Below are 15,054 nucleotides of genomic sequence, written 5' to 3' on the forward strand. Positions count from 1 at the left end.
TTACTGCCCGCTCCTTCCGATCCGCTCCAGCAGGATCCGCTTGAGGATCGAAATCGTCGCCGGCGCCGTCTGCAGGTCGTGCCCGGCGGCTACCTGGTCCACGCTTCCCGTCGGCCAGCTTGCGCTTTCCAGCGAGACCACGCCGTCGCCAGTCTCGGGCTTGGCGGGATCCTGTATGCCCACGATGGAGTGGATTGTCACGCCGCTTGCAATCGGCAGGCGGCGCGCCGCGCGGATCACAGGCTGGTCCGGCGACAGGGTGACCAGGCTTGTCGGGCCGCCTTGCCGGTAACTCGCCAGCACTTCCGGCCGTACCTTGTCCGGCTGCTCAACCGCAAGCTCGACCAGGTAGTCCATGGTTTCGCCGGGAAGGCGGATCAGGTGCTGCACGATCCACGCGATGAAGCCATGCGCCATCGCGCTGCCGCCGTGGGGCGCGGCGATCATCACCAACTCGTCCACGGCCGGGATCGGCTCAAAAACAAACAACCCGCGCGCGCGCTCCACCGGCGGGCCCGGGTCGAACTCGTCCGGGCCCACCGTAAATGCCGCATCCCACAACGTGTCACCCGAGCGCGTCACCAGCAGGCGCGATATCACCCCTCCCATCGAGTGGCCGACCAGCACCGCGGGGTTGCGCTGGCCTGCCAGCTCCGACGCCCTGCTGCGGAAGTCTTCCAGCGTCGCCGCCAGCCGCTGGCGGTTGACCAGCACCGGCAGTCCGGTCGGATAGCGCGCCATCCAGAATTGGTAGTGTTCGGAAATATCGGGATCGCCAAGCAACTCGTTCACCATGTTCGCCCACGTCATGGGGCTGCTTGCGAAGCCGTGGACCAGGATCACCGGCGTCTTGTCCGGGTCTACCGGCGCAAGGAGCCGGATCCGCGAGCCTTCCCGCCCCGGTCTGGCGCCAAGCAGGCTGCGGATGAAGCCGATCTCGCGCTCGAACTCGACGGCCGCCGTCGCGTAGGCCGCGCTGGTGTCGCGTGCAAGCGCGACCGGGCCAAACGCGCTTGCCACCGATGCGTGGCGCGACGCGTCACGAACAACCAATAGCTCGCTGTCGTCCGCCTGCGGCTCATAGAGGATATTGACCGCCAGCGCGAACGGCTGCGGCGGGAACGAGCCGATCGTTTCCCTGGTCCTGCCCCTGGCGATCGCCGCAACGCCGATGCCGTCCTGGACCTGGCGGGTGCGAAGGCCCCGCATGCTGACCTGTCTGGCCAGTTCTATCGAGGACACGGCTACCCGAGGGAAGTGTGTCTCATCGACTTCCCAGTGCAGCGCACCGGGCCCATCGGTCTCGACAGCTGCCATGACCAATCCGGCCGTACATGCGTTGTGCAACCTCATCGCGAGCTGGGTGCGCGCGGTGATCGGGCCCTGCCTGCCCGGCAGGTCCGCCGCGTGCAAGTACCGGTGCGTGTGTCTGGCACAGTCACGCCAATGGTCGCCCCTCCCCGTTACGGGGCCACTCTTGGCCGCGTGGTAAAGGATGTCGGACGCGGCAATCAGCCGCGTGGCTTCACGCACGGTGCCCGGAACTTCCAGGATCCTGGAGGCACACTCCTCGCTCGCGGGGGCGCACTGTTCGCGAAGATCAAGCATCGACACCACTTCGAGCGTGGTGTCGGCCAGGCGGTCAGCCAGCTCCAGGCCGTCCAGATTGATGCGGGAGCCCAGGCTGGCGTTGTCGCGCACGCCGAGGGTCGAACAGGCGCTGGCCAGCAGCAACGCGGCAATGATGATCGTGCACCGCCAGCCATCCAGAGCTGGCTTATTTCTGCACCCTGAACGTGTCATGCCCGTGGCCAATTGCGGGACCCTTGTCGGATCCCGCATTGTGCAGCGGGCCAGGCGGATCAGCCAGCGGCGAGCTTGGTCGCCACTTCAGCCACCAGTCGGCCCTGGAAGCGCGCGCCTTCGAGTTCGTTTTCGCTGGGCTGGCGGGAGCCGTCACCGCCAGCGATGGTGGACGCGCCATAGGGCGCACCGCCGGTGACTTCGTCGAGCCGCATCTGGCCCTGGAAGCTGTACGGAAGGCCGACGCACACCATGCCGAAATGCATCAGGTTGGTGTGGATGGCCATCAACGTGGTCTCCTGTCCGCCGTGCTGGGTGGCGGTGGAGGTGAACGCCGAGCCGACCTTTCCGTGCAGCGCGCCGCGCGCCCACAGACCGCCGGTCTGGTCGAGGAAGTTCGCCATCTGCGAGGTCATGCGGCCATAGCGCGTGCCGGTGCCGATGATGATCGCGTCGTAATCGGGCAGCTCCTCGACCTTGGCCAGCGGCGCCTGCTGGTCGAGCTTGTAATGCGATGCGCGCGCGACATCCTCGGGAACCAGCTCGGGAACACGCCGAATGTCCACAGTCGCACCGGCACTGCGTGCGCCTTCTGCGACCGCTTCCGCCATTTGTTCGATATGTCCGTAAGCCGAGTAGTACAGAACCAGCACCTTGCTCATCAGTTGTCCTCCTAGGGGATCAGCTCCTACCGTAGTCGCGGTCGGAACGAGCGCACTAGTAGCGCTTCTAGAATCTGACTGATTCAAATATGGGGACAATGATTTACGTCCTTGCCGTATCGTCCCGATTGTGGGAACAATGAAAGTCGGCAGTCCGACTCAGGAGTCAAAATGGATCAGATCGAGTCCATGCGCGCATTCGTGGAGGCCGTGCGCGCCAACGGGTTCGCGGCCGCCGCCCGCACGCTGGATGTGCCGCGCTCGAAGGTAAGCAAACAGGTCCAGGCGCTGGAAGCGAAGCTCGGCGTGCAATTGCTGATGCGGACAACCCGCAGCCTGCACCTGACCGAAGCGGGCGCCACCTATTACGATGATGCACAGGAAGTGCTTGCCGCCCTGGACGAGGCGGACGAACGGGCCCGCGGCACCACCGGCATCCGTGGCATTGTCAGGTGCAACGTACCTGTATCGTTCGGAATGCGCGTGCTGGCGAACCTCGTCCCGCGCTTTCTTGCCCAATATCCGGACGTTGAACTGCAGGTATCACTTACCGATCACCTGATTGACCCCGTCCGCGGTGGTTTCGACGTAACCATCCGCATTGCGGATCTCCCCGACTCCTCGTTTGCCGCACGCAGGATCATGCCGGCCGCACGCAGCCTGCTTGCCTCGCCCGACTATCTGGCCCGGCATGGCGTACCGGAGACGCCGGATGAGCTGGCAACCCGCTCCTTCCTCAACTACGGCTGCCTGCAGGGCGGCATCACCATCCAGCTCACGCGCGGCAAGGAAATAAAGCGCGTCCGCACCCGCGGCCCGGTCATGGCCGACAACGGCGATTTCCTCGCGATCATGGCCGAGGCCGGCCAGGGCATCGTCCTGGTGCCGGACTTCATCAGCCAGGACGCAGTCGCCGCGGGACGGCTGGTTCCCGTGCTCGAAGAGTGGAAGGCACCCCCGATCGCGGTCCACGCCCTGTTCCCGCAGTCGCGCAACATGCCACTGCGCTTGCGGCGCTTCTTGGATTTTCTAGTCGATGAACTTGGCGACGAAAGGGAAGCGCGCGAGTAATCCACCACCTGCGGGGGAGTCCGGCGAACCGGTGGACCGGCCCGCGCGAAGCCCTGCGGGATCTCGAGGTGACCACATCCAATACCAGTCCCAGACCCGCGTCAGAGGACGCTTACGGAGGAACCACCATGCTTGACTGGAATGCCTATCGCAATGAACTCAAGGGCCGGATCGGTGAAATCGGAAAGCTTTCACCCGATACCGTGCGCGGTTACGCGGCGCTGAGCGGCGCCGGCGCCAAGACCGGGCACCTGGATGCCAAGACCCGTGAACTGATCAGCTTGGCGGTGGCCGTGACCACGCGCTGTGATGGCTGCATCACGGTTCACGTCGATGCAGCCCTCAGACACGGCGCGAGCCGGGAAGAGATTGCTGAAGCACTGGGGGTCGCGGTCGCGCTGAATGCCGGCGCGGCGCTGGTGTATTCGGCGCGGGTGATGGACGCGGTAGCGGCGCACCCGGACCAATGAACGCGCCGCTCACGGGCGTCGAGTCGTATCAAATCCGGAAACAATGAAGTGATTCTTTCCGGGTTACTGGTTCTGTTTCCGATACATAGACTGCAGCTGTCGAACCACGTGCAGCGCCCGAATCGAATCTCGGGCGTAGATGCACGGGCAACCAGCCGATGAGCTTGCCTCGGTCATCGTCATTCACTTCGCACGAGAGGGAAACTCCATGAAACAGTCAAAGTTCTTCAGCGCTGTCCTCCACACGGTGGCGGCAATCGCGCTGGTGTCCGCCCAGTTTGTATCCACGCCTGTGGCGCACGCTCAAGCCCGGTCCCAGGCTCCGATCGAGGGGCTCTCACGCCAGCCAACCGCAGCAGCCCACGCCGCGCTGTATAACCCCGACGACGCCGTCCTGCTGCTGCTTGATCACCAGACAGGGCTTTTCCAGACCGTCAAGGATATTCCGCTCGCCGAGCTGCGCGCCAATACGGTGGCACTGGCGAAGATCGCCGTGCAGGCGGGTATTCCGATCATCTACACCGCATCGGAACCCGACGGTCCGAACGGTCCCATCATGGAAGAGCTTCTCGAAGCCGCGCCGAACGCGATCTACATCGCCCGCCAGGGCGAAGTCAGCGCCTGGGACAACGCGGACTTCGTGGCGGCCGTCGAGGCCACCGGTCGCAAGACTCTCATCATGGCGGGCGTCTGGACCAGCGTCTGCGTCGCCTTCCCGGCGCTCCAGTCGCAGGCCGATGGCTACGAGGTACTCGCGGTGATGGACGCCTCGGGCGATGTCAGCAAGCTGGCGTCTGACGCCGCCATGCTGCGCATGGCGAATGCAGGGATTGCTCCGGTCACGACCAACACCATCCTCAGCGAAACCCATCGGACCTGGAACCGCAAGGACGCCGCTTCGTGGGGCGCCCTGTACTCCGAACTGGTGCCGCACTACCGCGCGGTTTCCGAGAGCTACCAGCGTGCCCAGGAGGCCGCGAAGTAACGACCGGAAGTCCGGCTTCCCAACGGGAGGTTCGCAAGCAGGGGCCGGGCAATAACAGCCCGGCCCCGTCGTTGCGGGGCCTGCGGGTTGATCCAGGCCCCCCCTGCGTTTCCGGATTCCATCCATCGACACCGATGTTCGGCGGCATTCGCGCCGAAAAGGAGCTAACCAATGCGGTACTTGACCTTGGCCGGCGCAGCGCTCATTGCGGCAGCGTGCAGCAATCCGGCACAGCAGCCCGACGCAGAGCAGCGATCCGATACCGGGCAACACCCGGAGTCGGCCGACCTTATCGTGACCAATGCAAACGTCATCACCATGGATTCGCAACGCCCCGGCGCCAGCGCGTTTGCCGTGGTGGACGGCCAGATCGTGGCCGTCGGCGATGACGCGGATATCGCAGTCCGACGCGGCGAAAACACGCGTGTGATCGACGCGGGCGGCCGGACCGTCATTCCCGGCCTGAACGACTCGCACACGCACGTGGTCCGGGGCGGGCGTTTCTACAACCTGGAGCTTCGCTGGGACGGCGTTGACTCGCTGGATCGCGCCCTGGGGATGGTTCGCGAGCAGGCCGGACGGACACCTGAAGGACAGTGGGTCCGGGTCATCGGCGGCTGGTCGCCGTACCAGTTCCAGGAGAACCGGATGCCGACCGTTGCCGAACTCAACCAAGCAGCGCCCGACACGCCAACCGTCGTCATCTACCTGTACAGCCAGGGCATGATCAATCGTGCTGCCGTGGAGGCCCTGGGCCTGACGGAAGAGACCGAAGCACCGGACGGTGGACGGTACGAATTCGTCGACGGCGGCGCCATCCTCCACGCCGAGCCGGATCCCTCGATCCTCTATGCAATGATCGCCCAGCCGCCGCCACTCTCGGCCAGCGACCAGGTGAACTCCACCCTGCACTTCTATCGCGAGCTCAACCGCCTGGGAATGACCAGCGCCGTTGACGCAGGCGGGGGCGGCCAGCTGTTCCCGGACGATTACGCCACCAGCCTGGAGGTTGCGACCAACGGCCAGATGCCCTTGCGCGTCAGCTACTACCTCTTTGCGCAGACCGCAGGCGAGGAGGCGGCCGACTTCCGCCGCTGGGCCAGCGGATACGAGCTCGACAACAACCAGCACCAGCATCTTGAACATGGCTACGAGCTTGAGGGCGCGGGCGAGTTCCTGGCGCACAGCGTTGGTGACTGGGAAAACTTCCTGGCGCCCCAGCCAGACCTCGACGAGCGGAAGGCGCGGGGCATCGACTGGGAGGCGGATCTCCATGAGGTCACCTCCATCCTTGTCGAAAACCAGTGGCCGCTGCGGCAGCACGCCACCTACGGTGAGAGCGTGACCCGGATCCTTGATGTATTCGAGCGGGTTGCCGAAGAACAGGGCCGCTTCGTGCCGCGCTGGGCGATCGACCACGCGGAAACCGTGACCGACGAGGACCTGCAGAGGATCAAGGACATGGGCGGCGGCATCGCCATTCAGAACCGCATGGGCTTTGCGGGCGAATACTTCGCCGAACGCTATGGAGAGGAGGTGGCAGCCAATGCCCCGCCGGTCCGCAAGATGCTCGAACTGGGAATTCCGGTCGGCGGAGGAACCGACGGCACACGCGTGAGCAGCTACAACCCGTGGCCGGCCATCTACTGGCTGGTGACCGGCAGGACGATGGGCGGCACGCAGCTGTTCGCAGACGAAAACCGGCTGTCGCGCGAAGAAGCCCTGCGGCTGTTCACCGCCAACGCAGCGTGGTTCAGCCAGGAAGAGGACGTCAAAGGCCGGATCGCCCCCGGCCAGTACGCCGACTTCGCCATCCTGACCGAGGACTACCTGACCGTCCCCGAAGAGCGCATCAAGAACCTGCAATCGCTGCTGACCGTGGTGGGCGGAAACGTGGTCTATGCGGCGGCGCCGTTTGATGCCTTCGCGATGCCGGAACTTCCTTCAGTCAGCCCCGCCTGGTCGCCCGTGGCGCATTTCGGCGGATACCAGAACAAGAGTCCGTAACGTCCGCTTAGGATACCGCTGACGATGGGTCCGACGGGCCCGGCTGCCTGGATACACAGGCAGCCGGGCTTTCATCCATCACCGGTGACGTAACGACCACTGAAGCAGGAGTCCTCAAGCTCAGTGATCGCCGGGTTGATGGAAGCAACCGACGCACGTAATGCTTCGAGGTCTTGATAGATCAAAGCGTCCACGCCAATGCATCGAGCAACCTCGTCTTCGCTTCTGTCGTATGCGATCAATTCGACCTGCGCAGGCATGTCGATGCCGTAGACATTCTGATAGCGCACAGGTGGTGCTGCGGATGCCATGTATATCCTGCGAGCACCGGCGGCACGAGCCATCGCAACAATTTCGCGGCTGGTCGTGCCGCGCACGATGGAATCGTCCACCAACAGCACGCTTTTCCCCTTGAACTCCATATTGATGGTCGTGAGCTTTTGCCGCACGGATCTCCGACGTGCTTCCTGGTCCGGCATGATGAATGTCCGCCCGACGTATTGGCTCTTGTTCAGACCTTCCCGGTAGTCAAGGTTCAACTGGTTTGCCAACTGCATGGCCGCAGGACGTGCGGAATCCGGAACCGGCATGACCACGTCGATGTCACCCGGGTGCAACTGCCTGGCCACCTTGGTGGCAAGGTGCTCACCCATACGCAATCGGGCACCGTAGATGGAAACTCCATCCATGAATGAATCCGGTCGAGCCAAATAGACATACTCGAACGCGCATGGCGTACGGGCTCTCGTGCCTCCATAGGCACAAGAGCTCATGCCCCCATCAAGATTGACAAGCACGGCCTCACCCGGAAGCAGGTCGCGCACAAACGTGAAACCGTTGCTGGCCAAGGCCACGGACTCCGAGGCGACCATCCACTCTTCGCCAAACCCCTCGTCACGACGACCCAGACAAAGCGGACGTATGCCATGGGGATCCCGGAAGGCCAGCAAGCCGTATCCGGCAATCATTGCCACGGCGGCATAACTGCCGGTGGTCCGTGCGTGCAAGGCATGCACTGCCGAGAATACGGAGTTCTCGCTTATCGCGGTTCCGGAAATTTCAGTCTGAAGCTCGTCTGCCAGCACATCCAGCAAGATGCCGGATTCGGAGTCGCTCTCGCTGTAGCTACCGGGCTCACGGAACAGTGACTGGCGCAGCTCTCTCCAGTTGTTCACGTTTCCGTTATAACCAAGAGCAATCACGAACGGTGCATCAACGCGTGATGGCTGAAGCGCTTCGATGCGGGTGTCCGACGTTGCTGTCTGATAGGTCGTGTGGCCTATGCCCGCGTTGCCGGGCAACAAGCACATGTTCCGGGTTTGAAATACGTCACGCACCAGGCCACGGCCCTTCTGCACGTTGAGCCAGGCCTCCTGCGTTGTGACGATTCCAGCAGCATCCTGCCCTCGATGCTGCAACAAAATCAGGCTGTCGTAGATCACTTGATTGACCGGGCCACGGCCAACCACACCAACGATTCCAGACACGATGATCCTTACACGTTGGCCAATGTCATCGAGCAGGATTCCGGACCAGGCGTGATACCCAGCCAGCATCAGCCAACAGCCGACGGCCAACCGCGATCAGGTCGAATTCCTCTTGCTCGATCCGCTCGCTCAGGCGCCTCAAGTCCGGCTCGCTGCTCGGCAGTCCAGTTGGCTCAAGCCCAACCGAGCCAACGGCGATGGTCGGAAGCTCCGTCAGCTCCTTGACCCATACGGCCAGGCTGCGATCCGATCCTGCAAAGGCCGGGCGATCGAAATGTCCATCCGATGCGTGCAGCAGGGTGGCACCCGCCTGAACGATCGGGCCAAGCAACGCTTCCAGGTCGTGGGGGTTGGTCACGATGGCTGCATTGCGAACGCCGACCTTCCATTGCGAGAGCCGGAACGAAATCGGGAACGATGGTCCGGTCGCCCGGCGTATCGCGGAGACAACCTTCGCCGCGAAGCGTGCGCGGCTTCGCACCCCGCCGCCATAGGCATCGTTGCGCCGGTTGGTATGTGCCCACAGGAACTGATCGATCAAATAGCCGTGCGCGCCGTGGACTTCAACACCATCAAAGCCGACCGACTGCGCATACACCGCCGCCCGCGCATAAGAGGCGGCAACGTTGTCGATGTCGTCCAGCGTCATAGCCTTGCCGTAGCTGCCGCGAACCGCGGCTATCCCTGAAGGGCTGTAAGCAAGCTCGGGATCGACGCGCCCCTCGTCGTTCGCGCCCTGGTGGAACAGCTGCACGAAGATCTTGCCTCCGGCGGCATGGACCGCTTCGGTCATGGCCGTGAACCCGGCCTCAGAACCGGGCGCAAGGCGCGGAAGACTTGGCTTCTCTCCTGCCGAAGGATGGTCGATGTAGGTGGCTTCGGTGATGACCAGAGCGACGCCGCCATTGGCCACGCGCTGGCGGTAGTGCTCTGTCATCTCATGACCTGGAACACCACCCGGCGACCGCTCTTGCCCCATCGGCGCCATGACGAAGCGGTTGGCCAAAGTCAGCGAACCAAGCACGAGTGGCCGGAATAGCGGATGCTCTGGAGCGTTGTCCGGTAGCGTGCAAACCCCATTGGCGCAGCTTCCTGCAGCATCGTCGCCCATCGAGATCCAACCGGCGAAGGAATTGTCAGTGGTTTCCATGTGTTTCCCTGCCGTATTAGATGGTCGGGGCTCCATCGACAGGCGCGTCAGCCAGCGCACTGCGGATGGCGTTCTCGAAGACGTCCTGCGACTGGGCCCCGGAAACGGCGACCCGCCCATTGAAAATCACTGCCGGCACACCCTGGACACCTCGATTGAGCCATTCACGCTCCGCATCGCGGACTTCGCTCGAGTAGGCGTCGCTTCCCAGCACCGTCCGCGCTTCGGCGGGATCAAGCCCGGCGGATTCTGCCAGTCGTATCAGTACGTCACGGTCATCTGGGGCCTGGCGATCGGTGAAGTGGGAGTCGAACAGCTCATGCTTGAGCTCGCGCTGGCGGCCTTGCAGCTTGGCCCAGTGCAGCAGGCGATGGGCGTCGAAGGTGTTGTAGATGCGACTGTCATCATCGAGATCGAAGACGAATCCGACCTCTTCGCCACGTCGGCGTGTCATGTCGAAGTGCTGGTGAACTTGCCCGATGCCCAGGCCGTACTTCTGCTCCATATGCTCGATCAGGTTCTGGCCGCCCTGTGGCATCTGCGGGTTCAACTCGAAGGGTTGGAAGTTGAAGTCGGCTGCGGCATCAATCACGACATTCTCGACTGCACGTTCAAGCGTCGGCAGTGCAATGGCGCACCAGGTGCAGGAAATGTCGGAAACGAAATCTATTCTCAACGGCTTGGACATGATGATTTCCTATTCAATGGGAAGCGGAGGTTGCCGCTTGCGGCGCCTGCGATGTCGAAGGGAAGCCGCTGCGTGAAGCAAGTACGACCAGCAGCGCACCCGTCACCAGCAGCAAAGCCAGCGCCGGAAGCCAACTCACGTCCAGCCAGTCCAGCGTCTTGCCGCCGATGAAAGACCCGGAGGCGATCGCCAGGTTGACGGCAGTGAACAGGACCGTGGAAGCGATGTCCGGTGCGTTGGGAGCGGCGCGCAGCATGGCGGCCTGGAACAGCATCGGAACTGCCGACCATGCCAACCCCCACAGCACCGTGGCGGCGATAGCCAGCAGCGGTATCTCATGGCGCGCTGTGAAGACCAGCACGACCATGGTGGACAAGAACAACCAGAGCGTGATCAGGGCAGCCAGGCGAGGACGACTGTCAACAAGCCTGCTCATCACCCAGACGCCGGCAATCCCAACGATTCCGAAGGAAAACAGGACGGGGGCAATGGCGCCGACTGGGACGCCAGCCTGGCGTAACGAAGACGTGACGTAGGTGTACAACGCGAAGTGGGCAGTGAAGATCAACAGTGTCGCCAGGGAAATGGCGATGACGCCAGGCGTGCGAAGCACCTTGCGCAAGGACAGGTGGGGCGATGTGGCGGCACCTGGCAAAGGCGGCAAAGTCCTCCAGGCCAGCAGCGCCAGGATCAAGCCCACCGCGCCGACCAAGGCGAATGACGGTCGCCAGCCGATCAGCAGCCCAGCCGCTGCGCTCAACGGGATACCGAGGCTCATGGCAGCGACGTTTCCGGCGAAGATCGCCGACAGCGCGCGTCCGCGCTGCATCACTGGAACCATTCGGGTGGCCAGTGAGCCGATCATGCCCCAGAAAATGCCGTGCATGATGCCCGTGACGAAGCGGATGACAATATCCAGCGCGTAGCTGTCGCTGAGCGAAACAGCGATGTTGCCCAATGACAGAACCGTCAGGATCGAAACCAGCAGCGGTCGCCGCGGCAGTCTTGCCATGATGCCGGCCAGCGGTGCAGAGGTCACAACGACTGCGAACGCGAAGATCGACACCAGGAAGCCAATGCGTGCTTCGGTTTGCCCAAGATCACTGGCCATCACCTGGAGCACGCCCATGGGCAGCAGTTCTGCGGTGATGAAGTTGAACGTGATGGCGAACAGCAGAATCAGCACCCATGTGGGCTGCTTCACCAAACGCCATTCTTCTGTTCGGGCAATGGGGGAGCCTCCCCCACCAAGGTCCGGAGAAGTCGCAGTAGCTGCGGCCACGCCGTCCGGGTTGCGCTGCATTGTGATGGTCCCTCGATACAGGAAGTCGTCCCCCAACCGTCCAGAGGTCGCGAAAAGCGTCCTCGGATCAGGGGCTAGCGGTTTGGAATGACGCCAGAGGGCGTCGCATCGAACGCTGGACACTGCCCACCGCGTGTTCAAACGGCGGCAGTGCAATGGCGCATCAGACACAGGAAATGCCGGAAACGGAGTCGACGTCCGGCGGCTTGCTCAGGAAGCCGGCAACACTTCTTCCCCAACGAACTCCGGGTAGTCCGTGTATCCAGCCGTGGTTCCGCCATAGAAGGTGTTGCGATCGGGCTCCGCCAGGCGCCACCCGTTCTGCAGGCGTGCCACCAGGTCCGGATTGGAGATGAACGGTCGTCCGAAGGCCGCCAGATCCGTCAGCCCTGCTGAGACATCGGCCTCGGCGGTTTCACGAGTGTAGCCGCCTGCAATAATCAGGGTGCCGTCATAGGCTTGGCGGAACGCTTCCAGGAAACGCCTCCCCTCATCGGTCGCAACCAGCACATCGCGATTGCTGACATGCACGTAAGCTAACTTCCGCGATGCGAGCTGCCGCGCCAGTTCCAGCCACGTATCGGCCTCGCCGTCGAATGCGGGCATGTCGAAGATGCGGTTGAACGGGGACAGACGGATGCCGACGCGACCCGGGCCGATCGCCGCCGTGACGGCGTCCACGGTCTCCAGGGTGAAGCGAAGGCGATCCTCGATGGTCGCGCCGCCATAATGATCGTCACGCGTGTTAAGCCCTGCGTTGATGAACTGCTCCAACAGGTAGCCATTGGCGCCATGCACTTCGACGCCGTCGAAGCCGGCCGCCACGGCGTTGTGGGCGGCGGCAACGAAGTCCTGGGTAATCCGTGGGATCTCCGCGGTCTCGAGCGCGCGTGGCATGCTCGCCTGCACCGGTCCAGGTTGGCCTTGCTCGTCATAGGCAAAGGCCGTGGTGCCTTCTGCGACCTTGGCAACGGAACTGACCGGCGCGCGGCCTCCGGTCTGCACCGACACGTGCGAAACCCGCCCCACGTGCCAGATCTGGGTGAAAATCACGCCGTCCCGGGCATGGACCGCGTCGGTCACGGCCTTCCAGCCCTCGCCCTGCGCCGGGGTGTGCATGCCGGGCGTGAACAGGTAGCCGCGCCCTTCGTCGGAGATTTGCGAGCCCTCGGTGATGATCAGCCCGGCCGTGGCGCGTTGTTGGTAGTAGGTCGCCGTCGCCGCGTCGGGCACGGTGTCGGCGGCGCGGGAGCGGGTCATCGGCGCCATGACGACGCGATTGCGCAGTTCAAGGCCCGACAGGTTGAAAGGGTCAAAAAGAGTGGTCATGGATGCTGCCTCGGCAATTGTGGATCGACTGTTCCACAACAGTACAGAGTGCCGGGTTACCTCGGGTGTAGAATTATGGAACGATCAGTACCGAATTCGTTCCACTACGGAGAATCAACATGGCCACGCTCGGCCGACCCCGCACCTTTGACCGTCAGCAAGCGCTGGAGAAGGCCATGCACGCGTTCTGGCGCCATGGATACGAGTCAACCTCGCTGGCGCAGCTGCGCTCAGCCATGGGCGGTCTGTCGGCAGCCAGTTTCTATGCTGCATTCGGATCAAAGGAAGCCCTTTATCGGGAAGCGATCGAGCTGTATCTGCTGACCGACGGCAGCGCTGTTCGCACCCACCTGACGGATGCTTCGATATCGTCACGCGAGGCTATTGCACGTTCGCTCCGCGGTGCGGCCAGGATCCAGGGCACCGAAGAGCATCCGCAGGGTTGCATGGTGGTGCTTTCAGCACTGAACTGCTCACCAGCCAATGCGCACGTTCGTCAGCTCCTGGCGGAAGAGCGAGCGGACACAGAAAGGTTGGTCCGCAGCTGCGTACTCAGGGCGGTCGAACTTAGAGAGTTGTCACGTGACATCGACGCCGAAGCGCTAACGCTGTTCATCGTCACCATTCTCAATGGAATCTCGATCCAGGCCCGTGACGGTGCTACGTTGCCCGAACTCGACAACATGATCGGCCTCGCCATGAAAACGTGGGATGCCGCTGCCGCGGGGGACTTGTAGATAAGCCGGGAGATCCGGCGCGGGTGACAGGTGCTGCTACGGATCCCAAAGCAATTGACCTGTATTTGGAAACAATGAAGTGACGATTACCCCGTATTTGTCCCGTTTCCCTGCCCCTAGACTGGGTTCAACGAATTCACTCCCAGGAGAAACAACATGATCGAACGTCGCCCTTTTGAAAGCCTCGGCGGAGCCAACCATGGCTGGCTCGATGCCAAGCACCACTTCTCTTTCGCCGGATACCACGACCCCGCTCGCGTCCACTGGGGTGCCCTGCGGGTCTGGAACGACGACACCATCCAGGCGGGAACCGGCTTCCCGCCGCACGCACACGCCGACATGGAAATCATCACCTACGTCCGCGAAGGCGCCATCACCCACGAGGACAACCTGGGCAACAAGGGACGCACCGAAGCCGGTGACGTCCAGGTCATGAGCGCGGGCAGCGGTGTCCGCCACTCCGAGTACAACCACGAACCGGGTACCACACGGATCTTCCAGATCTGGATCATCCCGAACCAGCAGGGGCGCCCTCCCTCCTGGGGCGCAAAGCCCTTTCCCAAGGGCGCGCGCTCGGGACGCTTCATCACCCTGGCCAGCGGCATCGAAGGCGACGACGACGCACTGCCGATCCGCACCGACGCACGGGTGCTTGGCGCCACGCTGAAGGCGGGCGAGAGCACCGAGTACCGGTTCGCAGGACCCGGCCGGTTCGGCTACCTGGTCCCGGCGAAGGGCAAGGTCGAGGTCGACGGCGTCGCGCTCAACGCCCGCGACGGCGCAGCCATCAGCGGGCAGGAAACGATCCGCGTGACCGCGGTCGAGGACGCCGAAATCGTACTCGTCGACACCGCTGGTTGATCCATCCACCAAGGCCCGGGCATCCCGGGCCTTTTTGTTTATAACGTCCCTGCAACGTGCCGGGGAGCATCATCTCCCTGGCTACTGCCGAGAAGGAGGCTTCCCATGGCAAAACAAGACGACAAGCACGTGACCGGTTCGACCATGAGCACCGGCGCGCCCGCGCCCAGCGACCGCAATTCGCTCACCATCGGGCCCGACGGCCCGGTCGTGCTGCACGACGTGCACTTCCTCGAGCAGATGGCGCACTTCAACCGCGAGAAGGTGCCCGAGCGCCAGCCGCACGCCAAGGGCGGCGGGGCTTTCGGCGTCTTCGAGACCACGGAAGACGTCTCGAGGTACACCAAGGCGGCACTGTTCCAGCCGGGCGCAAAGACCGAGATGCTCGCCCGCTTCTCCACCGTCGCCGGCGAGATGGGCAGCCCCGACACCTGGCGGGACGTGCGCGGGTTCTCGCTCAAGTTCTATACCGAAGAAGGCAACTACGACCTGGTTGGCAAC

Annotated in this window: 14 protein-coding genes; 7 read left to right on the forward strand and 7 right to left on the reverse strand. The window is 63.3% G+C overall.

Annotation, left to right across the window (positions count from 1 at the left end; translation table 11 throughout):
- Together ACW7G2_RS07005 and wrbA are read right to left on the reverse strand one after the other, a co-directional pair.
- Positions 1 to 1,803, reverse strand: coding sequence for an esterase/lipase family protein (locus ACW7G2_RS07005; protein ID WP_456974107.1), 1,803 nt, complete (start codon positions 1,801 to 1,803; stop codon positions 1 to 3).
- A 59-nt stretch (positions 1,804 to 1,862) separates the two neighbouring features.
- Entirely contained in the window at positions 1,863 to 2,465 is a 603-nt protein-coding gene (gene wrbA, locus ACW7G2_RS07010; protein WP_456974109.1) for an NAD(P)H:quinone oxidoreductase, read from the reverse strand.
- A 171-nt stretch (positions 2,466 to 2,636) separates the two neighbouring features.
- On the opposite strand from wrbA, the gene ACW7G2_RS07015 reads away from it, so the two are divergent.
- The 4 genes from ACW7G2_RS07015 to ACW7G2_RS07030 all read left to right on the forward strand — a co-directional run bounded on the left by ACW7G2_RS07015 (position 2,637) and on the right by ACW7G2_RS07030 (position 6,998).
- On the forward strand, positions 2,637 to 3,536 hold the full coding sequence (locus ACW7G2_RS07015) for a LysR family transcriptional regulator (RefSeq protein ID WP_456974111.1): 900 nt from the start codon (positions 2,637 to 2,639) through the stop codon (positions 3,534 to 3,536).
- A gap of 128 nt (positions 3,537 to 3,664) precedes the next feature.
- Positions 3,665 to 4,006, forward strand: coding sequence for a carboxymuconolactone decarboxylase family protein (locus ACW7G2_RS07020; protein ID WP_456974113.1), 342 nt, complete (start codon positions 3,665 to 3,667; stop codon positions 4,004 to 4,006).
- A 208-nt stretch (positions 4,007 to 4,214) separates the two neighbouring features.
- Positions 4,215 to 4,991, forward strand: coding sequence for an isochorismatase family protein (locus ACW7G2_RS07025; RefSeq protein ID WP_456974115.1), 777 nt, complete (start codon positions 4,215 to 4,217; stop codon positions 4,989 to 4,991).
- A 171-nt stretch (positions 4,992 to 5,162) separates the two neighbouring features.
- Entirely contained in the window at positions 5,163 to 6,998 is a 1,836-nt protein-coding gene (locus ACW7G2_RS07030; RefSeq protein ID WP_456974117.1) for an amidohydrolase, read from the forward strand.
- Between the two features lie 71 nt (positions 6,999 to 7,069).
- Here the strand turns inward: ACW7G2_RS07030 and purF are convergent, their stop codons facing one another.
- From purF to ACW7G2_RS07055, 5 genes are all read right to left on the reverse strand, one after another.
- The gene (gene purF, locus ACW7G2_RS07035; protein WP_456974119.1) at positions 7,070 to 8,554 is read right to left on the reverse strand and encodes an amidophosphoribosyltransferase; all 1,485 of its coding nucleotides are present in this window, start codon (positions 8,552 to 8,554) and stop codon (positions 7,070 to 7,072) included.
- The gene (locus tag ACW7G2_RS07040) at positions 8,511 to 9,635 is read right to left on the reverse strand and encodes an oxidoreductase (protein WP_456974121.1); all 1,125 of its coding nucleotides are present in this window, start codon (positions 9,633 to 9,635) and stop codon (positions 8,511 to 8,513) included. The genes purF and ACW7G2_RS07040 overlap by 44 nt, the downstream gene beginning before the upstream one ends.
- A 16-nt stretch (positions 9,636 to 9,651) precedes the next feature.
- Positions 9,652 to 10,323, reverse strand: coding sequence for a DsbA family oxidoreductase (locus ACW7G2_RS07045; RefSeq protein ID WP_456974123.1), 672 nt, complete (start codon positions 10,321 to 10,323; stop codon positions 9,652 to 9,654).
- Positions 10,324 to 10,336: 13 nt separating this feature from the next.
- Positions 10,337 to 11,527, reverse strand: a complete 1,191-nt coding sequence (locus ACW7G2_RS07050) for an MFS transporter (RefSeq protein WP_456974125.1) — start codon at positions 11,525 to 11,527, stop codon at positions 10,337 to 10,339.
- 309 nt (positions 11,528 to 11,836) lie between these two features.
- Positions 11,837 to 12,955 (reverse strand): alkene reductase, encoded by a 1,119-nt coding sequence (locus tag ACW7G2_RS07055; RefSeq protein WP_456974127.1) that lies wholly within the window; start codon positions 12,953 to 12,955, stop codon positions 11,837 to 11,839.
- A 119-nt stretch (positions 12,956 to 13,074) separates the two neighbouring features.
- Between ACW7G2_RS07055 and ACW7G2_RS07060 the strand changes: the two genes are divergently transcribed.
- The 3 genes from ACW7G2_RS07060 to ACW7G2_RS07070 all read left to right on the forward strand — a co-directional run.
- Entirely contained in the window at positions 13,075 to 13,692 is a 618-nt protein-coding gene (locus ACW7G2_RS07060; RefSeq protein ID WP_456974129.1) for a TetR/AcrR family transcriptional regulator, read from the forward strand.
- Between the two features lie 156 nt (positions 13,693 to 13,848).
- Positions 13,849 to 14,553, forward strand: coding sequence for a pirin family protein (locus tag ACW7G2_RS07065; protein ID WP_456974131.1), 705 nt, complete (start codon positions 13,849 to 13,851; stop codon positions 14,551 to 14,553).
- Between the two features lie 105 nt (positions 14,554 to 14,658).
- On the forward strand, positions 14,659 to 15,054 hold a 396-nt coding region (locus ACW7G2_RS07070), incomplete at its 3' end, for a catalase (protein WP_456974133.1).

The sequence above is a fragment of the Luteimonas sp. A277 genome (assembly GCF_054052045.1).